16 protein-coding genes are annotated in these 20,133 nt (G+C 66.5%); 10 read left to right on the top strand and 6 right to left on the bottom strand.

The features are described from left to right. Position 1 precedes the first annotated feature (1 nt). Positions 2-1,828: a DUF885 domain-containing protein gene (locus tag AC0KVN_RS13925; RefSeq protein ID WP_435568226.1), complete on the bottom strand. Its 1,827-nt coding sequence runs from the start codon at positions 1,826-1,828 to the stop codon at positions 2-4. A gap of 202 nt (positions 1,829-2,030) precedes the next feature. Here AC0KVN_RS13925 and AC0KVN_RS13920 point away from each other — a divergent pair, with 202 nt between their 5' ends. From AC0KVN_RS13920 to qhpE, 9 genes are all read left to right on the top strand, one after another. Next, complete coding sequence (locus tag AC0KVN_RS13920) at positions 2,031-2,498, top strand: (2Fe-2S)-binding protein (RefSeq protein WP_270092408.1); 468 nt, start codon at positions 2,031-2,033, stop codon at positions 2,496-2,498. Continuing rightward, the gene (locus tag AC0KVN_RS13915; protein WP_483656154.1) at positions 2,495-4,678 is read left to right on the top strand and encodes a xanthine dehydrogenase family protein molybdopterin-binding subunit; all 2,184 of its coding nucleotides are present in this window, start codon (positions 2,495-2,497) and stop codon (positions 4,676-4,678) included. The genes AC0KVN_RS13920 and AC0KVN_RS13915 overlap by 4 nt, the downstream gene beginning before the upstream one ends. A 176-nt stretch (positions 4,679-4,854) precedes the next feature. After that, positions 4,855-6,591, top strand: a complete 1,737-nt coding sequence (peaA, locus tag AC0KVN_RS13910) for a quinohemoprotein amine dehydrogenase subunit alpha (protein ID WP_435568692.1) — start codon at positions 4,855-4,857, stop codon at positions 6,589-6,591. Next, positions 6,588-8,036, top strand: coding sequence for a quinohemoprotein amine dehydrogenase maturation protein (peaB, locus tag AC0KVN_RS13905; RefSeq protein WP_483656153.1), 1,449 nt, complete (start codon positions 6,588-6,590; stop codon positions 8,034-8,036). The genes peaA and peaB overlap by 4 nt, the downstream gene beginning before the upstream one ends. Next, positions 8,033-8,413 (top strand): quinohemoprotein amine dehydrogenase subunit gamma, encoded by a 381-nt coding sequence (gene qhpC, locus AC0KVN_RS13900; protein WP_017501471.1) that lies wholly within the window; start codon positions 8,033-8,035, stop codon positions 8,411-8,413. The genes peaB and qhpC overlap by 4 nt, the downstream gene beginning before the upstream one ends. An 8-nt stretch (positions 8,414-8,421) precedes the next feature. Then, complete coding sequence (locus AC0KVN_RS13895) at positions 8,422-9,513, top strand: YncE family protein (RefSeq protein ID WP_435568690.1); 1,092 nt, start codon at positions 8,422-8,424, stop codon at positions 9,511-9,513. After that, a complete protein-coding gene (locus tag AC0KVN_RS13890; RefSeq protein WP_435568689.1) occupies positions 9,510-10,529 on the top strand; it encodes a hypothetical protein in 1,020 nt (339 codons plus the stop codon). The genes AC0KVN_RS13895 and AC0KVN_RS13890 overlap by 4 nt, the downstream gene beginning before the upstream one ends. Continuing rightward, positions 10,526-12,226 carry an ABC transporter ATP-binding protein gene (locus AC0KVN_RS13885; protein WP_435568688.1) on the top strand — a complete coding sequence of 567 codons (1,701 nt, stop codon included), beginning with the start codon at positions 10,526-10,528 and terminating at the stop codon, positions 12,224-12,226. The genes AC0KVN_RS13890 and AC0KVN_RS13885 overlap by 4 nt, the downstream gene beginning before the upstream one ends. Next, positions 12,219-12,893, top strand: coding sequence for a subtilisin-like serine protease QhpE (gene qhpE, locus AC0KVN_RS13880; RefSeq protein ID WP_367348770.1), 675 nt, complete (start codon positions 12,219-12,221; stop codon positions 12,891-12,893). The genes AC0KVN_RS13885 and qhpE overlap by 8 nt, the downstream gene beginning before the upstream one ends. On the opposite strand, the gene AC0KVN_RS13875 is transcribed toward qhpE, so the two are convergent. The 5 genes from AC0KVN_RS13875 to AC0KVN_RS13855 form a co-directional block, all read right to left on the bottom strand. Beyond that, the gene (locus AC0KVN_RS13875) at positions 12,894-13,646 is read right to left on the bottom strand and encodes a FadR/GntR family transcriptional regulator (RefSeq protein WP_004210963.1); all 753 of its coding nucleotides are present in this window, start codon (positions 13,644-13,646) and stop codon (positions 12,894-12,896) included. 16 nt (positions 13,647-13,662) lie between these two features. Next, positions 13,663-14,586 carry a Gfo/Idh/MocA family protein gene (locus tag AC0KVN_RS13870; RefSeq protein WP_435568686.1) on the bottom strand — a complete coding sequence of 308 codons (924 nt, stop codon included), beginning with the start codon at positions 14,584-14,586 and terminating at the stop codon, positions 13,663-13,665. Beyond that, positions 14,583-15,563: an AraD1 family protein gene (araD1, locus tag AC0KVN_RS13865; protein ID WP_435568685.1), complete on the bottom strand. Its 981-nt coding sequence runs from the start codon at positions 15,561-15,563 to the stop codon at positions 14,583-14,585. Before araD1 ends, AC0KVN_RS13870 begins: the two co-directional genes overlap by 4 nt. Next, entirely contained in the window at positions 15,560-17,137 is a 1,578-nt protein-coding gene (locus AC0KVN_RS13860; protein ID WP_435568684.1) for an aldehyde dehydrogenase (NADP(+)), read from the bottom strand. The genes araD1 and AC0KVN_RS13860 overlap by 4 nt, the downstream gene beginning before the upstream one ends. Positions 17,138-17,291: 154 nt before the next feature. After that, complete coding sequence (locus tag AC0KVN_RS13855; RefSeq protein WP_435568683.1) at positions 17,292-19,094, bottom strand: IlvD/Edd family dehydratase; 1,803 nt, start codon at positions 19,092-19,094, stop codon at positions 17,292-17,294. 135 nt (positions 19,095-19,229) lie between these two features. Here AC0KVN_RS13855 and AC0KVN_RS13850 point away from each other — a divergent pair, with 135 nt between their 5' ends. Further along, a complete protein-coding gene (locus tag AC0KVN_RS13850) occupies positions 19,230-20,132 on the top strand; it encodes a 2-dehydro-3-deoxygalactonokinase (RefSeq protein ID WP_435568682.1) in 903 nt (300 codons plus the stop codon). Position 20,133: the final 1 nt, after the last annotated feature.

Raw genomic sequence — 20,133 nt, 5'->3', positions numbered from 1 at the left:
TTCAGCCCTTGGCCTTGGTGGCCGCGATATAGGCCTGGACCTGTTCGCCCAGCACGTCGAGCGGCAGGGCGCCATTGGCCAGCACCACTTCATGGAAGTCGCGAATGTCGAACTTCGCGCCCAGCGCCTGCTCGGCTTCCTTGCGCAACTGAGCGATGCGGATCTGGCCTATCATGTAGCTGGTCGCCTGGCCCGGATTGTTGATGTAGCGATCGACTTCCTTGACGATGTCGCGTTCCGACAGGGGCGCATTGTCGCGGAAATACTGGATCGCCTGTTCGCGCGTCCAGCGCTTGGCGTGGAGGCCGGTGTCGGTGACCAGGCGGATCGCGCGCCACATCTGCAGCGAGAGCATGCCGAATTCCGAATAGGGATCGCGATAGGCGCCCATTTCCTTGGCCAGGCGCTCGCTATAGAGGCCCCAGCCTTCGGTATAGGCGCCATAATAGCCGAAGCGGCGGAATTTGGGCAGGTCGGGCAGTTCCTGCGCACGCGCGATCTGGAAATGATGGCCCGGCGCGCCTTCATGATGGGCGATCGCCGCGACCTGCGGCTTCTGCACCTGATTCATGTCGGCGAGGTTGACGTAGAAGATGCCGGGACGCGATCCGTCGGGCGCGGGCTGGTTGTAGAAGGCGACCGAGGCGGTTTCCTGGCGCCAGGCCTCGACCGCGCGCACCTCCAGCTTCGCCTTGGGCAGGACGCGGAAGAAGCGCGGCGCAGCGTCCATGGTCTGCGCGATGGCGGCGCGGGCATCGGCCAGATAGGTTTCGCGGCCAGCGGCATCATTGGGATATTTGAACTTGGGATCGGTGCGCAGCGCCTGGAAGAAATCGGTCAGCGATCCGGCAAAGCCGATCCGCGCCTTCACCGCCTCCATCTCCGCGCGGATCGCCTTCACCTGATCGAGGCCGATCTGGTGGATCTGGTCGGCGTTGAGGCTGGTGGTCGTGTAGAAGGCAAGGCGGGCGTTATAATAGGCCTCGCCGCCCGGCAGGCTCCAGGCGCCATCATTGCCCTTGGCCTTGGGCTCGATCGCATCGAGCGCGGCGAACAGGGTCTGGAACCCCTTGGCGAAGGGGCCGGTGAGCGCGGCCTGTGCGTCGGCGATCAGCTTCGCCTTTTCCGCGTCCGATGCCTTGAGCGCGCCGACCTTCTTCTTGAAGTCAGCGAACAGGGTGGAGTCCGGGCCCTGGTCGAAGGGCGCGCCGCTGATCACCTTCTTCGCGTCGGCACGCGCGGGGGCGAATACCATCTTGGGCGGGACGATGCCCTGTGCCGCCTGGTCGCGCATCTTAGTCGCGACCTCGTTCATCACCCGCTCGCTGTCGCGCAGGCGGGCGATATAGGCCTGGGCATCGGCGACGCTGTCGACGCGATGCTCGTTGATCAGGAAGACCGGGATATTGCCCGCCGGGCTGCCGTTGGTGGACACGGGGAAGGCATATTTGGCGAAGGGGGCCTGCTGCTTTGCGGTCGCCACCTGCGCCTCGAACAGGCGATAGCTGAGGCGCGCCGAGGGGCCGAGCCGTTCGGGCGAGAAGCGGCGATGCAATTCGGCCAACTGCTGCTCCTGCAGCGCCAGGCTACGGGCGTCGGCCCGTTCGCTATAATCGTCCAGCTTGCCATAGTCGGTCTTGAGGCCAAGGCTGGTCATCGATTCCGGACTGAGCGCCAGTTGCTGATCGAACGCCTGGTCGAGGAAGGCGAGCAGCGCCTTGTCTTCCTGAGCGGTCGCCGATGCGGGCGCCGTGGTTGGGGCCTGGGCCAGGATCGGGGCGGAGGCGCCGAGGGCAAGGAGCAGCGCGAGCGAGATACGGACGGTCATGGCAATTCCTGTCGCGAATAGGGATGCGGAGGAGAGACAGGCGCGCGGGCGCCAAGTCAAGCCGGGCCTTGCACAAGGGGTTGCTTTTCCGGGACTTGGGCGGCCGTCCTTGAAGCCTCTGGACAGGCCGTGCCTTTCTGCCATCTATTTTGCGCGCGACGATCACAGGTTGAGCAGGCACAGGTTGAGCGGGGGTAGGGCGATGGCGATCAGTCTCAAGGTCAATGGACAGACGCGCACGGTGGAGGCCGATCCGGCCAAGCCGTTGCTATGGGCGCTGCGCGAGGATCTGGACATGGTCGGCACCAAGTTCGGCTGTGGCGCGGGGCTGTGCGGCGCCTGCACCGTGCATATCGACGGCAACCCGGCCCGTGCCTGCCAGACGCCGATCGGCGAGGCGCAGGGCATGGCGATCACCACGATCGAGGCGGTGGCGCAGAGCGATGCGGGCAAGCGGATATCGGACGCCTGGGTCAAGCTGGACGTGCCGCAATGCGGCTATTGCCAGGCCGGGCAGATCATGAGCGCGAGTGCGCTGCTGGCGACCACACCCGACCCCAGTGACGAGGATATTGACGCGGCGATGATGGGCAATCTCTGCCGCTGCTCCACCTATGTCCGCATTCGCGCCGCGATCAAGGATGCGGCCAGGGCGGGAGCGAAGGCATGAACGCGCCGATCCTGTCGCGCCGCCGCTTCCTGAGCGCCTCGCTGGTCGCGGGCGGTGGCTTGCTGTTCGACCTCAACATCCCGCTGGCGGGCGCGGCCGAGGGTGCGCCGCAGATATTGACCGCCTTCGTGCGCATCCTGCCCGACAATCGCGTCATCATCGGCGCGAAAAATGCCGAGATCGGGCAGGGCGCCAAGACCATGCTGCCGATGCTGATCGCCGAGGAACTGGACGTCGACTGGGCACAGGTGACGATCGAGCAGACCCACGCCGACCAGAAGATATTCGGCGGGCAGACGGCTGGCGGTAGTCGCACGACGCCGCGCGAATGGCTGCCGACGCGCAAGGCCGGTGCCGCTGCCCGCGCGATGCTGGTCGCGGCGGCGGCGCAGCTATGGGGCGTGGCGCCCGCGACATTGAAGACCGGCAGCGGCAATGTGAGTGATCCCGCATCGGGCAGGAGCATCGGCTATGCCGCGCTCGCCGCCGCCGCCGCGCAGCAGCCAGCGCCCGATCCGGCGACGCTGGTGCTGAAGGATCCCAAGGATTTCCGCATCATCGGCCAGTCGATCGGCGGGGTGGATACGCCCGCGATCGTGGCGGGCAAGCCGCTGTTCGGGATCGATTTCAAGCTGCCCGGCATGCTCTATGCCGTGCTGGAAACCTGCCCGGCCTTTGGCGGGACGTTCCAATCGGCCAATCTGGACGCAGTGAAGGCACTGCCCGGCGTGGCCCATGTGCTGACGATCAAGGGCGACGGCACGCCGGAATCCTTGTTCGACGGCGTCGCCATCCTGTCGACAAGCTGGTGGAGCGCCAACCAGGCGCGCGAGGCGCTGAAGGTCGAATGGGACATGAGCGCCGTCAGCGGCTTTTCGACCGAGGGCTATGCTGCGCAGGCGGCCGAACGGCTGAAGGGCAAGGCCGATGGCGACATCGTCCGCGCGGGTGATGTGGATGGGGCCTTTGCCGGGGCGGCGAAGACGGTCAGCGCGCAATATGATTATCCCTTCCTGGCGCATGGGACGCTCGAGCCGCAGAATTGCACCGCCCTGTTCAAGGATGGCGCGATCGAGATCTGGGCGCCGACGCAGAATCCGGAAAGCGGGCGCGGGCTGGTGGCCAAGGCGCTGAACCTGCCGCCGGACAAGATCCGCATCAACTTCACCCGCATCGGCGGCGGTTTCGGCCGGCGGCTGATGAACGACTATATGGTGCAGGCGGCGGCGATCGCGGCGCAAGTGCCGGGCGTGCCGGTGAAGCTGCTGTTCAACCGGCAGCAGGATATCCAGCGCGATTTCTATCGCCCGGCGGGCTGGCACGGCTTCCGTGCGGCGCTGGACAAGGCGGGCAAGCTGACCGCCTTCCACGATCATTTCGTGACCTTCGGCAAGGACGGCAAGCCGGTGCGCTCGGCCGAGATGCCGGCGAGCGAAATCCCCGCCGGCCTGATTGATACGGTGCTGCTGGAACAGAGTTTCCTCGCCACCAACATGCCGACCGGCTGGCTGCGCGCGCCGGGCTCCAACGCGCTGGCCTTCGTCACCCAGGCTTTCCTGGACGAAGTGGCGCAGGCGGCGGGCAAGGATCTGCCGACGCTGATGTTGGAATTGCTGGGCGACCCGCGCGAACTGCCGCGCGGCCCCAATGGGCCGCCCTTCGTCACCGGCCGCGCTAAAGGCGTGATCGAGAAGGTGGTGGCAATGAGCGGCTGGGCCGATCGCGGGAAATTGCCCAAGGGGCGGGGCAAGGGTTTTGCCTTTTACTATAGCCATATGGGCTATTTCGCCGAGGTGCTGGAGGTGGCGCTGGTCGATGGCATGCCCAAGGTCGCGACCGTGTGGGTCGCGGGCGATGTCGGCAGCCAGATCATCAACCCGATGAATGCGCTGCACCAGGCGCAGGGGGCGGTGATCGAGGGGCTGGGCCAGGCGCTGGCCGGGCAGAAGATCACGCAGGTGGCCGGTGCGGTTGAACAGGCCAATTTCGACACCCATCCGTTGCAGCGCATCCCCGATACGCCGCAGATCATCGTCGAGTTCGTGAAGACCGATTATCCGCCGACCGGCATGGGCGAGCCGGCGTTGCCGCCGGTGATCCCGGCGCTGGTCAATGCGCTGCACGCGGCCACCGGTAAGCGCATCCGCACCCTGCCGATCGTGCCGGAGATGTTCGCCTGAACCCTGTTTTCCGACCCCCTCTTTACTTGGTCTGAAAAATCTTGATGATTGTCAAGAATCTGATGGCGGATCGACATGGCGTCATCCGTCATGCCGGTCAGAGGGGTGAAAAAGCCCCCGCCTGAGATTGGGCCGCGTCCAGGGTAAAAGACCGGACGCCAAAGGGGGACATCAGGGTGAAGCAGCTTCCGGTGAAGTTCGGTCTGTTGGCGTTGTTCTCTGCGTCGGTTGTGCTGGCCCAAGGGGGTAGCGGGGCGGATGGCGGTCCCGACGGCGCGACGATGAAGGAGACGGAGGAGGGCATCCCCGTCACCGATCCGCTGGTCCAGGAAAAATGCGGCAGCTGTCACGCGCCCGATGCGAAAAGCAACCTGTCCCGCATCAGCTGGGTGCGCACCACGCCGGAGGGCTGGGCGCAGGCGATCAAGCGGATGGTGCGCCTGAATGGTCTAGGGATCACGCCCGAGGAATCGCGCGCGGTCATCAAGTCGCTGTCCGCCTCGCACGGGCTGGCGCCGGAGGAGGCGCGGCCGGTCATGTATCTGCCCGAAAAGCGGATCATCGACGAAGTCCTGCCCAACGAGACGATGCGCGGCGCCTGCGCCAGCTGCCATGCCTTTGCCCAGCCCTTGTCCTGGCGCCGGTCGAAGCTGGAATGGAAGACGTTGCAGGATCTGCACGTCGCCCTCTATTCGCAGGCTGACGCCCAATATCGCCGCCCGGCCGAGGATAGCGAGCAGCCCGCCGGACGCGACCCCAAGGACAAGATGACGCGCGGCGAATATGCGCTGACCTATCTGCCCAAGGTGGCAGGGCTGCATACGCCCGAATGGGCCGCCTGGAGTTCGCGCCTGCGCGCGCCGCGGCTGGCGGGCGACTGGCTGGTGGTGGCGTCGGTGCCGGGGCAGGGCCGCTTCGTCGGCACGATGACGGTGGCGCCCGGCGCGGCGGCTGACGAGTTCAAGACCAGCGCGTCGCTCACCTCGCTCTCCAACGGTGCGACCATCAGCCGCAGCGGCACCGGCCTCGTCTATTCCGGCTATAGCTGGCGCGGCTCGTCCAAGGGCGGCGCGGCGCCGGGGAAACCCGATGATCTGGGCAGTCCGGCGCGCGAGACGATGTGGTTCGCGCCCGACCAGCAGCGCGCCGAAGGGCGCTGGTTCTGGGGCGAATATCAGGAATTCGGCTATGACGTGAAACTGGTCCGCGCGACCGCCGCGCCCGCGATCCTGGCGGTGACGCCGGGCGCGGTGAAGGCCGGGACGAAGGGCGTCGACGTCACCATCTGGGGCCATAATCTGCCCGCGTCGCTGACGGCGGCAGATGTCGATCTGGGCGCGGGCGTCACCGTCGCCAGGGTTGTGTCGGCGACGCCGGGCAAGGCGGTGCTGAGCGTCGATGTCGCGGCCAGCGCGTCCGCCGGTCAGCGCGATGTCGGCATTGGCGGCGCGGTGCTGGAAAAGGCGTTCCCGGTCTATCGCAAGGTCGATTATCTCAAGGTCACGCCGGAAACGAGCCTGGCCCGGCTGGGCGGCACCAAGTTCGCCAAGGGATACCAGCAGTTCGAGGCGATCGGTTACGACAACGGCCTGGATGGCAAGCCGAACACGAGCGACGATGTCGCGATCGGTCCGGTCGACGCGACCTGGTCGATGCAGGAATTCATGTCGGTCTATTATGATGACGACATGAAATATGTGGGGGCGCTGAGCCCCACCGCCTTCTTCACGCCGGGGCTGGAAGGCCCCAATCCCGAACGCCGGTTCAGCCGCAACAATTATGGCGAGGTCTGGGTCGTCGCCACGGCGAAGGGTGAGAAGGACAAGTTTGGCAAGCCCCTGAGCGCCCGGTCCTATCTGGTCGTGACCGTGCCCATGTATCAGCGCTTCGACCAGCCGGAGGTGTCGCGATGACTGTCATGCAGGCCCCCGCCTATCGCCGCGCCGAATATCATGGCTTTGCCGCCGGCGGCAGCGACTTCGTCTATCTGGTGAGCGCCGGCGCGATTTTCGAGATCGATGCGCAGGTGCAGGATGTGCTGGACCGGATCGACGGGCAGGAACTGGGCCATGCCGCGCTGGTCCGCGAACTGGCCGGCGAAGATGGCGATCTGGCCGAGGCGGAGGCGCTGGTGCGGGAATTGCGCGCGGTGCAGCTCATCCATCTGGGCGCGGCGCCGGTATCCGTGCCTGAAGCGCCGCCGGCCGATTTCCCGCTCCAGGCGCTGGTGCTGAACGTCACCAACCAGTGCAACCTTGCCTGCACCTATTGCTATGAATTTGGCGCGGACAAGATCGCGACCCCGGCCGGCAAGCCCAAATATATGACGCTGGAAACGGCCAGGGCATCGGTCGACCTGCTGATCGCCGAGGCGGCCCATCGCCCGTCGGTCCACATCACCTTCTTCGGCGGCGAAACCTTGATGAATTTCAAGCTTTTGCGCGATGTGGTGGATTATGCCAATGGCGCGACGGCGGCGGCAGGCAAGGGGATCACCTATAGCCTCACCACCAATGCGACCTTGCTGACGCCGGAGATCGTCACCTTCCTGTCGGACAATCGGGTCGGCGTCACCGTGTCGATGGACGGTCCGCCCGAACTGCAGGACAAGCATCGCGTCTACAAGAATGGCAAGGGCAGCTATGCGGTGATCGAGCCGCGGCTGCGCACGCTGATCGCCCATCATCGCACCCGTGCCGTCACCGCGCGCGTCACCCTGACCGAAGGCGTGACCGATGTCGTGCGCATCTTCCGCCATCTGAAGGAGGATCTGGGCTTTCACGAAGTCGGCTTCGCGCCGGTGACCACGGGGGAAACGCGGGCCTATTCGATCGATGCCGACGGCATGGACAGTGTACTGGCGCAGTTCAACCTGCTGGCACAGGAATGGCTGGAATTTGCGCTGCGTGGGCAGGTCCATGGCTTCACCAATGTCAGCGAGACGATCAGCGAACTGATTTCGGGCGTCAACAAATCGCATCCCTGCGGCGCGGGCATGGGGCTGATGGGGGTCAGCCCGTCGGGCGACCTGTCGCCCTGCCACCGCTTCACCGACGCCGACACCCATGTGATGGGCCATGTGTCGAGCGGCATCGACCGGGCCAAGCAGGGCGATTTCCTGAGCCGGGGCCATGTCGGCGCCAAATATGATTGCCAGAGCTGCTGGGCGCGGCCGCTCTGCGCCGGGGGCTGCCATCATGAGGCGTTCGTCCGCTATGGCGACACCGGCCATGCCAATCTCCATTATTGCGACTGGATCCGGCAATGGACCGACACCTGCCTGCATATCTATGGCGAGCTGGCGGTGAAGAACCCCGGCTTTCTGGAGCATTTCGCTGAACGAAAGGGGCTGTCATGAAGCATCTTCGTGCCATCAACAAAAAGGCGCGGCGGATCGACGACGCCGTGACGCAGATGGAGGCGGCGATCGAGGCCGCCGCTGCGTCGGGCGCCACGCCATCCGACATGGAGGAGGATGTCGTCGCCCTGCAACAGGCGCCGCGTCCGCATGTGCCGATGGGCTGTACCCTGTCCTTCTCGCCCGGCTGGGAAGTGGATGCGGGCGGCGGCACGGCGGGCCTGTGCCAGCCGGTCGAGCGTGACATCTATGATTGCTACGTCACCTGCTTCTGGCCGGTGCAGGTGCCCGACCATGTGAATTATTCGCCCGACTGGGCCAGCAACTGCGCCACCGCGACCAAGGACTGGCGCAATCTCGACCTGGTATTCCCATGAGGCGCGCGATGCAGAAAATCGGCTTTGTCCTGGCGGCGGGGCTTGCCGCGCTGGCGACCATCCCCACCCATGCCGCGACCCTGTTCATGGGCGCCTATCCCGACGTCCTGCTGGTCTTTGACGAGGGCAAGGGCGCGGTCACGCAGAAGATCAAGCTGGATACCGGCCTGCCGACCGCGATGAGCCTGTCGGACGATGGCAAGCGCATCTATGTGTCGACCATCACCACCAGCGGGATCGAGGTGATCGACGCCGCCAGCCGGCAGGTGGTGAGCAAGTTCAGCCTGAATGACGGTCCCAATCGGGTGCGCTTCTATGGCGGTGTGGCGGACCCGGCAGGCCGCTATTTCTACACGATTGTCACCAGGATCGACAAGGAAATGGACCGCTACAAGGTCAGCAAGCCGCTCTATGGCGTGGTCGACCTGAAGCTCGGCAAGCTGGTGCGCACCGCCGAGATCGAGAAGGATGACGAGAAGGCGATCGGCGGCTTTCGCGTCGCCTTCAAGGTGTCGGGCGACGGCAAATATCTCTACGCCTTTGGCGAGAAGGTGATCGTCATCGACACCGCGACTTTGAAGGCCACCGACCGTATCGACCTCGCCCGGCCCGAAGGCACGGGGCTGGAGAATGTCGGCTTTGGCGGATCGCTCGAAACGCTGCGGACGCCCGGCCAATATGTCTCGCTGTTCAACGCGGCCGACCCCTATATCCACAGCAAGATGTTCGGCCTTGCCCGGTTCGACCTCAACAGCCGCCAGTTCGACTTCACCCCGATCGGCCCGGCGCCGGCCGCCATGGCGGGGCTGGAAATCACGCCCGATGGCAAGCAGGCCTATACCGTCGTCACCAACGGCACGCTGGGATCGAAGCGCTGCGAATTCTGGCACATGGACCTTTCCACCAATGCGGTGGTGGACAAGGCGGAATTTCCCTGCCGCTCGCGCTTCCGCTTCGGCATGTCGATGGATGGGGCGAAGCTCTATATCTACGGCGCCAGCTTCGACATCGAAGTCTATGACGCCAAGACGCTGAAGCTGGAAGCCACCTGGGATCTCGGCAATGACGCGACCGGCGCCGGCATGGTGGCGGTGCCGTGACCCGTTCCGGCCGTCCCGACACTCCGATGGCCGTGGCCATCCGGGGCAGCGGGATGGCCGCCAATGCCTGCGCGCATCTGCTGAAAGGGGCGGGGCTCCGCGTCGGACAGGAGCCCGCCCATCGCCCGCCGGTGCCCAGCCTGTTGTTGAGCGAGGCGGCGCTGGCCTTGATGCGCGACCTGTTCGCCCTGCCGGACCTGTTCGCGGACGCGCCGCGCGTGCGTCGCCGGCTGGTCGTCTGGGGCGGCGCGCCCGTGATGGTGCCGCATGAGGCCGTGCTGGCATCGGAGGAACGGGTGCAGGCCGCGCTTGGGGTGTCGGAGGAAACGCCGATGGCCGCGCCCGATTTCACCATCCATGCCGCGCCGCCGCTGCCGATGGGCGAACTGCATGTCTTTGGGGAGCGTCACGCCGTCGCTGCCCGCGTGCGGCTGCGCGATCCGGTCTGCCGCGAGGAAGGGCGGGTCGAGGCGGTTGAGAGCGGCTGGCTGTTCCTGGTCCCGGCGGACGAGGAGGAGGGGTGGCTGCTGGGCGTCGGCAGCGAGATCGACGCGTTGCTGGCGCAGAGCCGGCTGATCGCGCCGGTTGTCGATCCGATCGGGGGATCGTCGCGCCCCTTTCTCGCCGCGCCGCGGCTGCATCTGCCGCTGGTCGGCGACGACTGGCTGGCCTGTGGCACCGCGGCGATCGGTTTCGATCCGATCTGCGGCGACGGCACGGCCCAGTCGGTGCGCGAGGCGATCTTGGCCAGCGCGGTGCTGATAGGAATCGCGGAGGGGGGCGACCGGGCTGCGCTGCTTGGCCATTATCAGGCGATGCTGATCGCGGCGATGCGCCGGCATCTCCTGCTCTGTGCCCAATTTTACGCCGATGGCGGCCGGGGCGACTGGTGGCGCGCCCAGCATGAGGCGCTGATGCAGGGGCATCGCTGGTGTACCGGGCTGCTGGCTAAGCTGCCCGAGCCGCAATATGCGCTGCATGGCCTGCGGCTGGTGCCACGGCGGGTGGCGGCATGAGCGGGCCTGCGCCTGTCGCTGAATGGCGCAGCTATCGCCGGCTGCTCCCCTATATCCGGCCCTATCGGCGCGGGCTGCTGCTGGTGCTGGCGATCAGTGTGCTGTCGACCGCGCTGGGCCTCGCCCAACCCTATCTGTCCAAGCTGATGATCGATCAGGCGCTGCTGCGGCGGGACATGGGGGCGCTGTGGCGGATTGCCGGCATCATGATTACGGTCACGGTGCTGGGTTTCGGCGTCAACATCCTCGCGAGCTATCGCTATGTCCGGCTGTCGGCGGCGATGCTCTATGACATGCGCGCCGCGCTGCTGCGCCATCTCCAGACGCTCTCGCCCCGGTTCTATGCCAGCTTCCGGCTGGGCGATCTCGTCTCGCGCATGAACAGCGATGTGAGTGACGTGCAGCGGATCGCGTCCGACACCCTGCTCTCGGTGGTCAGCAACCTGCTCTTCTTCGTCGGCTGCGTCGCGATGATGCTCTGGCTCGACTGGCGGCTGTTCTTGGTCGGCATACTGCTGGTGCCGGCCAGCCTGGCCGCCTTCACTCATTATCAGCGCCGGCTGACTGCGCTGACCCGCGACATGCGTGAGCGGGGCGCGGACCTTGGTAGCCTGCTGGTCGATACGGTGATGGGGATGCGCGTGGTCACCGCGCTGCGCGCCGGCGAGCATGAGGTCGGGCGCTTCAAGGCGAAGAATGACGCCTTTGTCGGCGCGATGCTGCGGATGCAGGTCGCCTCCTACATGACCGGGGCGCTGCCGGGCACGCTGATGACTGGGGCGACCTCCGCCGTGATCCTCTATGGCGGCTGGCGGATCATCGAGGGCGACATGAGCATCGGCACGCTCGTCGCCTTCATGACCTATCATATGCGGCTCTTGTCGCCGATCCAGACGTTGATGGGGCTGACGTCGGGACTGGCATCGGCGCGGGTGTCGCTGGGCCGCATCTTCGAGCTGTTCGATACAAGGCCCGATGTCGAGGAGCGCGCCGATGCCGCGCCGATCGGTCGGGTACGGGGCGAGCTGCGCTTCGAGCAGGTGGCGATGCGCTATGATCGCGATCCGGTGCTGCGGGACATGGACCTGGCCATATCCGCCGGTAGCATCTGCGCGATCCTGGGGCCGAGCGGCGTCGGCAAGTCGACCATGGCCGACCTGATTGTGCGCCATGCCGATCCAACCGGCGGGCGCATCCTGCTCGACGGCCATGATCTGCGCGACCTGAGGCTTGACGATCTGCGGCGCGAGGTCATGCTGGTCGACCAGTCGCCCTGGCTGTTCAATGACAGTATCACCGCCAATATCGGCTTTGCCCTGCCGGACGTGCGCATCGAGGATATCGAGGCGGCGGCCCATGCCGCCGGGCTGGATGCTTTTCTGGCGCGACTGCCCGAGGGGCTGGACACCCGCACCGGCGAGCGCGGGCTGGCGCTGTCAGCGGGCGAGCGGCAGCGCATCGTCATCGCCCGCGCGCTGCTGCGCCGGCCAACGGTGCTGATCCTCGACGAGCCGACATCGGCGCTGGATGGCGAGACCGAGGCGCTGGTGGCGCAGCGGCTGCGTGGCGCACTGCCCGATGCGACGATCATCCTCATCACCCACAAGCCGGCGCTGGCGCGGATCGCCGACCGGATCGTGACGATCACCGATGGGCAGGCGCATGTGGCGCAACAGCCTGAGCCGGCCCATGCCTGATCTGCTGCCTGATCCGCTGCGCATCGCCGTGATCGACAGCGGCGTCCATCCCGATCATCCCCATATCGATGCCGCCCGGCTGCTGCCCGGCTTTGCCATCGCCAAGGAAGGGCGTGACAGCGAAGCTGACACGGGCGACCGGCTTGGCCATGGCACTGCCGTCACCGCCGCGATCCAAGATCAGGCGCCCGATGCGCTCTGCCTGCCGATCCGGGTGTTCCATGATGCGCTCAGCACTACGGCGCGGGCACTGGTCGCGGCGATCGACCGGGCGGTCGTGGCACGGGTGGACCTCATCAACCTCAGCCTCGGTACGATCAATCCGGCCCATGGCGAGGCGTTTGCGACAGCGGCCAATCGTGCGCTGGCGGCCGGCATCCTGATTGTCGCAGCGCGCGATAATGACGGCACGCCCTGTTATCCCGGCAGTCTGGATATGGTCTTAGGCGTCGGCCTCGACTGGGATTGTCCGCGCGACGATTTTCGGCTGCGGGCGGGGCTGGCCTTCGCGTCGGGGCATCCGCGGCCGATCCCCGGCGTGCCCCAGCGTCGCAACCTCCATGGTGTCAGTTTCGCTGTCGCCAACATGACCGGTCTGATCGCGCGGCAGGGGCGGGCGGGGTTGGCCCGGTGGATGCCGGCCGGCGCCCGCGCACAGGCAGGTTGATCAGGCGCCCGGTTCGCTGAGCGCAATATCCATGTCGGCAAAGGCCAGGCGCAGCAGTTCGGCCATGGCGTTGCGCGCGGCCGCGGTGTCGCGCGCGGCGATGGCGCGATGCACCGCCTGATGATCGGGCAGGGGATCGCGCGGCAACAGCTTCTTGCGATGCTTGAAGGTAGTGGTCCAGCTGACCGCCGCGCCGACCGAACTGGCCAGCGCCTCGAGCGCGTCATTATGGGTCGCGGCCAGGATGGCATTGTGGAAACGCTGGTCGGCGGCGCGCCCCTCCGGCGTGGACAGGCCATAGCGCTCCATCTCGGCGAGCGCCGCGTCCATGATCGCGAGTTGGTCGTCGGTGCGGCGGCGCGCGGCAAATTCGGCGGCGGCCGGCTCGATCACGCCGCGCAGCTCGAACAGGTCGCGGATGAAGGCGCGGTCGGGTTCGCCGGCGAACATCCAGGCGAGCATTTCGGGATCGAGCACGTTCCAGCGCGCGCGCGGCAGGACGCGGGTGCCGGCCTTGGGGCGGCTTTCCAGCATGCCCTTGGCGATCAGGATGCGGATCGCCTCGCGATAGGCGGTGCGTGACACGCCAAGGCGTTCCGACGCCTCAATCTCGCCCTCGAACAGGTCGCCGGGCTTGTGCCTGCCGGTCAGGATGGCGGTGCCCATGTCGCGGGCGATCGCCTGGTGAATGCGGAGCGAGCCTTCGTCCGACGCGAACTTGCGTTCCGGTCCGTCCTTGCGCTCGCTCCCCATTCTACCTCCGTTGAATTTAGTCCTCAAAATCAGCCGTAGGGCAATGCCGGCCACAAAGGAAGGCATCGGCCACCAGGCGCAGCGGCGCGGTGTCGGCGTCGATCGCCTTATCCGCCACCAGCCCGACGAAGCGCCGATACATGGTCGGATATTCCTCGTCCGGCGCCTTCAACTGGACTTCGCCGTCCAGGGTCAGCGTGTTGCCGCCTTCGGACAGGAGCAGCTTGCCATTGCTGGTTTCGACCGCGATGTCCCAAGTCTGGGGACCGGTCTGGCGCCAGTCGAACACGGTGTCGATCTTTGCGCCCGAAGCGGTCGCCATCGCCAGCGTCGCGCCGATCGGCGCCTGCTTGTTGGACGGCACTTCCAGTTCGGCCGACAGCAGGGTGATCGGTTCGGCGACGATTTCGGTCAGGATCGACAGGGCGTTGATGCCCGGATCGAACACGCCGAAACCGCCCGCTTCCCAGATCCAGGGCTGGCCCGGATGCCAGTGACGGACATCCTCACGCCACTGGATCGAGATGCGCTCGACCGTGCGCGACGCCATCCAGTCCTTGGCCTGGGCCACGGCGGCGGCATAGCGGCTGTGCCAGCTGGCATAGAGGGTGACGCCGTTGGCCTTGGCCAGCTCGATCAGCGCATCCACTTCCGACACGGTCGCACCCGGCGGCTTTTCCAGGAAGACATGCTTGCCGGCCAGGATCGCCTGGCGGGCCGCCTGATAGCGGACCTGCGGCGGCTGGCACAGGATGACGGCGTCCATGTCGGGCTCGCCCGCCAGCATCGCGCCGAGATCGGGATAATTGTTCACCCCTTCGCCCTGCGCGTTGCGGCTGGCGACGGCGACCAGATCGATGCCGTCGATCTTGGCGATCGCGGGCAGATGCTGGTCGCGGGCGATCTTGCCCAGGCCTACGAGGCCGGCCTTGATGCTCATAGCGCCTTTACCTTGGTCTTGCCCTCGTCCGCTGCGCGCTTCAGGCCATTGCGGACCGGCAGGGTGAAGGGCTTGGCCTCGACCTCGAACACATCGCCTTCCTGGGTGGCGAAGCCATCGGAGAAGGAGAGGGTGGCGGTGCCGAAGAAATGGACATGAATGTCGCCGGGACGGCGGAACAGGCCATATTTGAAATGATGATGTTCCAGGTTCGCGATCGTGTGCGACATGTTGGTCTCACCCGACAGGAACGGCTTTTCCCACACCGTCTCGCCATTGCGGACGATGCGGCTGGTGCCGCGCAGATCCTGCGGCAGGTCGCCCAGCAGCAGTTCCGGGCCGAGCGAGGCCTGGCGCAGCTTGGAGTGGGCGAGCCACAGATAATTGCCGCGTTCGGTGATGTGATCGGAAAATTCATTGCCGATCGCAAAGCCCAGACGCACCGGCGTGCCGTCGGCGTCGATCAGGTAGATGCCGGCGACTTCCGGTTCCTCGCCACCATCCTCGGCAAAGGCCGGCATGGTGAAGTCCTGGCCCGGATCGACCAGGATCTGGCCGTCGCCCTTGTAGAACCATTCGGGCTGCGCACCGATGCCGTCATCGGCGGGCTTGCCGCCCTCGACGCCCATCAGGAACATGCGCATGGAGTCGGTGAGGTCGCCCGAGGTGGCGGCCTTGTGCATCTTGTCGCGGCCTTCGGCCGAACCGAGATGGGTCAGTCCGGTGCCGGCGACCAGCAGATGCGCCGCATCCTCATGGTCGATCGGCGAGAGCAGGGTGACGGCGGACAGGTCCACCGCGTCGCCCAGCTTGCCTTCCGCAAAGGCGGCCAGGCCCTGGCCCGCCGCGATCGCGTCCAGCGCCAGCTGGCGGGTGGAGCTTGCGCCCGTCACCCGCTTCGCCGCGCCGGTCTGGTCGAGGGCGGCGACGCCGCGCGCGCCACCCTCGTTGAACTGAACCAGCGAAATGACGGTCACTGCGCCAGCTCCAGCTTGCCTTCCATGCGGCGGTTGAGCTTCCAGGGGTTGGCCGCCTGCAGCGCCGGCGGCAGCACGGCGTCGACGACGTCCTGATAGCAGACCGGACGCAGGAAGCGCATCATGGCCAGTGTGCCGACCGAGGTGGTGTGGCCGTCCGAGGTCGACGGGAAGGGACCGCCATGGACCATGGCATGGGTCACTTCGACGCCGGTCGGCCAGCCATTGGCGAGCACGCGGCCGACCTTGCGCGACAGCGTTGGCAGCAGCTTGGCGGCATTGTCATTGTCGCTTTCGTCCATCTGCAGCGTGGCGGTCAGCTGACCTTCCATCTGGGCGATGGTGGCGATCACTTCCTCGATCGTGGCGCACTTCACCAGGATCGACGAGGAACCGAACACTTCATGCGACAGCGCCGGGTTGGTGCGGAACTGTTCGCCGCTGGTGGCGAACAGGGCCGACTGGGCCAGGTTCACGCCCTCGGCTTCGGCGCCGCGCGCCACGGTGGTGACGCCTTCCGCGCCGGCCAGCGCCTCGACGCCCTTTTCATAGGCGGCGTGGATGCCCGGCGTCAGCATGACATGGGGCTGGTTGGCCGACAGGGCCGTTGCCGCCGAGGCGACGAAACGGTCGAGATCGGGGCTGTCGAGCGCGATCACCATGCCGGGGTTGGTGCAGAACTGGCCAGCGAACAGGCTGAGCGAACCGACGAAGGCGGTGCCCAGCGCTTCGGCGCGGGCCGCGAGCGCGCCCGGCAGCAGCACGACCGGGTTGATCGACGACATTTCCGAATAGACCGGGATCGGCTCTTCGCGGTTGGCGGCGATCTTCATCAGCGCAATGCCGCCGCCGCGCGAACCGGTGAAGCCGACCGCCTTGATGCGGGGATCGGCGACCAGCGCGCCGCCCAGATCATTGGTGGTGCCGGGCAGGTAGGAGAAGACGCCTTCATGCAGGCCGCTGGCCTTGACCGCGGCGGCAATGGCGCGGGCGACCAGTTCGCCGGTGCCGGGGTGGGCCGGGTGGCCCTTCACGACGACCGGGCAGCCGGCGGCGAAGGCCGATGCGGTGTCACCGCCCGCGACCGAGAAGGCGAGCGGGAAGTTGGACGCGCCGAACACGGCGACCGGGCCGACGGCATGGTTGACGCGGCGCAGGTCGCTGCGGGGCAGCGGGGTGCGTTCCGGCAGCGCCTTGTCGATGGTGACGTCGAGCCAGTCGCCCTGGCGGACATAGGAAGCAAACAGGCGCAGCTGGCCGACGGTGCGGCCACGCTCGCCTTCCAGGCGTCCACGCGGCAGGCCGGTTTCGCTCATGGCGGTGGTGATCAGCAGGTCGCCGATTTCCATGATCTGGTCGGCCACGGCTTCCAGGAAGGCCGCGCGGGTTTCGGGAGACAGGGTCGAGAAGCCCTCGAACGCGCTGTCGGCCAGCGCGCAGGCGTCGGCGACATCGGCGGTCGAGGCGTTGTGGAAGGCGACGTCGCCCTTGGCGCCGGTCGACGGATCGACCGCGAAGAAGGGCTCACCACCGGTGCGCTCGGCAGCACCGACCAGAATGGCTCCGTTGAACATGGATATCTCCCGAAATGTCGTGGAAAGGGGGTAATATTTGCCGGAACGGCGCGCCCATCAGATGGGGACGAGGGGACGCAATTTCGAGCATCGCTGCACGGAAATTACGTCCTGTTGCCTCCTTTGAATGACGCGCCGTTGACGGCTCTGATGATTAATGGTTGTCGCGCGGCAGGCCCATGGTCTGGGCGATGCGCTGATATTTCTCCGCGCCTTCCAGGATCGCGCCGGTGTTCATCTGACCGACGACCGACCGCTGGATTTCCTGCCAGGGGGTCTGCGAGGCGGGGTATTTGTAGCCACCTTCGGCAACCAGCTTGGCCCGGCGGGCTTCCAGTTCCTCGTCGGAAATCAGAACGTTCACCACGCCCTTCTTCAGGTCCATGCGGACGCGGTCGCCGGTTTCCAGCAGCGCGAGGCCGCCCATCGCCGCCGCTTCGGGCGAAGCGTTGAGGATCGAGGGGCTGCCCGACGTGCCCGACTGACGGCCATCGCCGATGCAGGGCAGGGCGGACACGCCTTCGGTGATCAGATAGGCCGGCGGACGCATGTTCACGACCTCGGCCGCGCCGGGATAGCCGATCGGGCCGGCGCCACGCATGAACAGCAAAGTGTCGGCGGTGATGCCGACCGACGGATCGTCGATGCGGTGGTGATAATCTTCCGGACCGTCGAACACGACCGCCGGGCCTTCAAAGGCTTCGGGATCGTCGGGGTTCGACAAATAGCGCATGCGGAATTCTTCGCTGATGACGCTGGTCTTCATGACCGCTTCGTCGAACAGGTTGCCGGTCAGCACCAGGAAGCCGGCTTCCTGCTTGAGCGGCTGGCCGAAGGGACGGATGACCTTTTCATCCTCGATCTCCACGCCCTTGCAATTCTCGCCCATGGTCTTGCCATTGACGGTCATCGCGCCTTCCTTGATCAGGCCCTGGTCGATCAGCTGGCTGATGACGGCGGGCAGGCCGCCGGCGCGGTAATAATCCTCGCCCAGATATTCGCCGGCCGGCTGCATGTTGACCAGCAGCGGCACCTTGTGACCGACGGTTTCCCAATCCTTGAGCGGCAGGTCGACGCCCATGTGGCGGGCGATGGCGGCCAGGTGGATCGGCGCGTTGGTCGACCCACCGATCGCCGAGTTGGCGACGATGGCGTTGTGGAAGGCGTCGAGCGTCATGATGTCGGAGGGCTTCAAGTCCTCATGCACCATTTCGACGATGCGCTTGCCGGTACGATAGGCGGCTTCCTGACGGTCGCGATAGGGGGCGGGGATCGCCGCGCTGCCGGGCAGCATCATGCCCAGCGCTTCGGCGAGCGCGTTCATGGTGCTGGCGGTGCCCATGGTGTTGCAGAAGCCGGTCGAGGGAGCCGACGAGGCGACCAGCTTGATGAAGCCTTCATCGTCGATCTTGCCGGCGGCCAGCAGCTGGCGGCCATGCCACACGATCGTGCCCGAACCGGTGCGCTCGCCCTTGTGCCAGCCATTGAGCATCGGGCCGACCGACAGGGCGATCGCCGGGATGTTGACGGTGGCGGCGGCCATCAGCAGCGCCGGGGTGGTCTTGTCGCAGCCGCTGGTCAGGATCACGCCGTCGAGCGGATAGCCATACATGGCTTCGACCAGGCCCAGATAGGCAAGGTTGCGGTCAAGGCCGGCGGTCGGGCGCTTGCCGGTTTCCTGGATCGGGTGGACCGGGAATTCGAGGGCAATGCCGCCCATCTCGCGAATGCCTTCGCGCATGCGCTCGGCCAGCACGAGGTGATGGCGGTTGCAGGGCGACAGGTCGCTGCCGGTCTGGGCGATGCCGATGATCGGCTTGCCGCTGCGCAGTTCTTCGAGGCTGAGGCCGAAGTTCAGGTAGCGCTCCAGATAGAGCGAGGTCATGTCGATATTGTCTGGGTTGTCGAACCAGGCGCGGCTACGCAGCTTGGGAGTAGGCTTGGACGAATCGCTCATGTGGGCATCCTGACACTTTGAAAAGGCTTGGCACGTTGACGCGCTTGCCTCTCCGATATACTCAGACAAATAACTTTTCAAGGATACAAAGAGAGGGAAAGTGCGGTTGAACGCGAAAAATCGGGCGGATCATCGATGAGCGACTATGCAGTGATCGGCGACTGGGGGACCAGCAATCTGCGGCTGTTCCGGGTGGAAGCGGGGCGGATCGTGGCGCGCCGAGACGGGCCGGGCATCGGCGTGGTCGGCCGCGAGGCGGAAGCCGCCTTTGCCGAGGCGATCGCCCCCTGGCTGGAGGACGGCCTGCCGACATCGATCCGCCTGTGCGGCATGGTCGGCGCGCGCGACGGCTGGGTCGAGGCACCCTATGCCGATTGTCCCGCCGATGCCGATAGCTGGGCAGAGGTTGCCGTGCGCTTCGACTGGCGCGGCGCGCCGCTGGCGATCATGGCGGGCCTGGCCTGCACCGACGCCGACGGCATTGCCGATGTGATGCGCGGCGAGGAGGCACAGATTTTCGGCGCGATGGCGCTCGATCCCCGGCTCGCCACCGGCCGTCACCTGATCGTGCTGCCCGGCACCCACAGCAAATGGACGCTGGTCGAGGATGGCCGGGTGATCCGCTTTCGCACCGTGCCGACCGGCGAACTCTTTGCGTTGCTGCGGGATCGTTCGACGCTCAGCCCCAATATCGCCGCCGCCGACGCCGATCCGGCAGAGGAAGCGGCCGGATTTGCCGAGGGGTTGGAACGGGCCGGCGCGGGGCGGCTGCTCGCCTCGCTGTTCGCGGCGCGGGCGATGCGGCTGCGCGCCGGGCGCTCGGCCGACTGGGCGCTGGGCTATCTGTCGGGCCTCGTCATCGGCTGCGAGATCGCCGAGGCGCGGGCCGCGCTGGCGGGCGACACCGGCGTCGTCTTGATTGGTGACGCGCGGCTTTCGGATCGCTATGCCCGTGCCCTCGATGCGCAGGGCATCGCTTCGCAATCGCTGGACGGCGACGCCTGTGCGCGGGCTGGCCTTGGCTTTCTGGAGAACTGAC

This window comes from Sphingobium sp. SG1 (assembly GCF_057063145.1).
The sequence above is the reverse complement of the archived record's forward strand: the minus strand, read 5'-3'. Positions and strand labels throughout refer to the sequence as shown.

Excerpts from the sequence above, each read along its gene's own strand:
- qhpE (WP_367348770.1), top strand. The coding sequence starts at position 12,219 with ATGCCTGATCTGCTGCCTGATCCGCTGCGCATCGCCGTGATCGACAGC.
- AC0KVN_RS13870 (WP_435568686.1), bottom strand. The coding sequence starts at position 14,586 with ATGAGCATCAAGGCCGGCCTCGTAGGCCTGGGCAAGATCGCCCGCGAC.
- qhpC (WP_017501471.1), top strand. The coding sequence starts at position 8,033 with ATGAAGCATCTTCGTGCCATCAACAAAAAGGCGCGGCGGATCGACGAC.
- AC0KVN_RS13895 (WP_435568690.1), top strand. The coding sequence starts at position 8,422 with ATGCAGAAAATCGGCTTTGTCCTGGCGGCGGGGCTTGCCGCGCTGGCG.
- AC0KVN_RS13925 (WP_435568226.1), bottom strand. The coding sequence starts at position 1,828 with ATGACCGTCCGTATCTCGCTCGCGCTGCTCCTTGCCCTCGGCGCCTCC.
- AC0KVN_RS13855 (WP_435568683.1), bottom strand. The coding sequence starts at position 19,094 with ATGAGCGATTCGTCCAAGCCTACTCCCAAGCTGCGTAGCCGCGCCTGG.
- AC0KVN_RS13875 (WP_004210963.1), bottom strand. The coding sequence starts at position 13,646 with ATGGGGAGCGAGCGCAAGGACGGACCGGAACGCAAGTTCGCGTCGGAC.
- peaB (WP_483656153.1), top strand. The coding sequence starts at position 6,588 with ATGACTGTCATGCAGGCCCCCGCCTATCGCCGCGCCGAATATCATGGC.
- AC0KVN_RS13920 (WP_270092408.1), top strand. The coding sequence starts at position 2,031 with ATGGCGATCAGTCTCAAGGTCAATGGACAGACGCGCACGGTGGAGGCC.
- AC0KVN_RS13885 (WP_435568688.1), top strand. The coding sequence starts at position 10,526 with ATGAGCGGGCCTGCGCCTGTCGCTGAATGGCGCAGCTATCGCCGGCTG.
- AC0KVN_RS13850 (WP_435568682.1), top strand. The coding sequence starts at position 19,230 with ATGAGCGACTATGCAGTGATCGGCGACTGGGGGACCAGCAATCTGCGG.
- AC0KVN_RS13915 (WP_483656154.1), top strand. The coding sequence starts at position 2,495 with ATGAACGCGCCGATCCTGTCGCGCCGCCGCTTCCTGAGCGCCTCGCTG.
- AC0KVN_RS13860 (WP_435568684.1), bottom strand. The coding sequence starts at position 17,137 with ATGTTCAACGGAGCCATTCTGGTCGGTGCTGCCGAGCGCACCGGTGGT.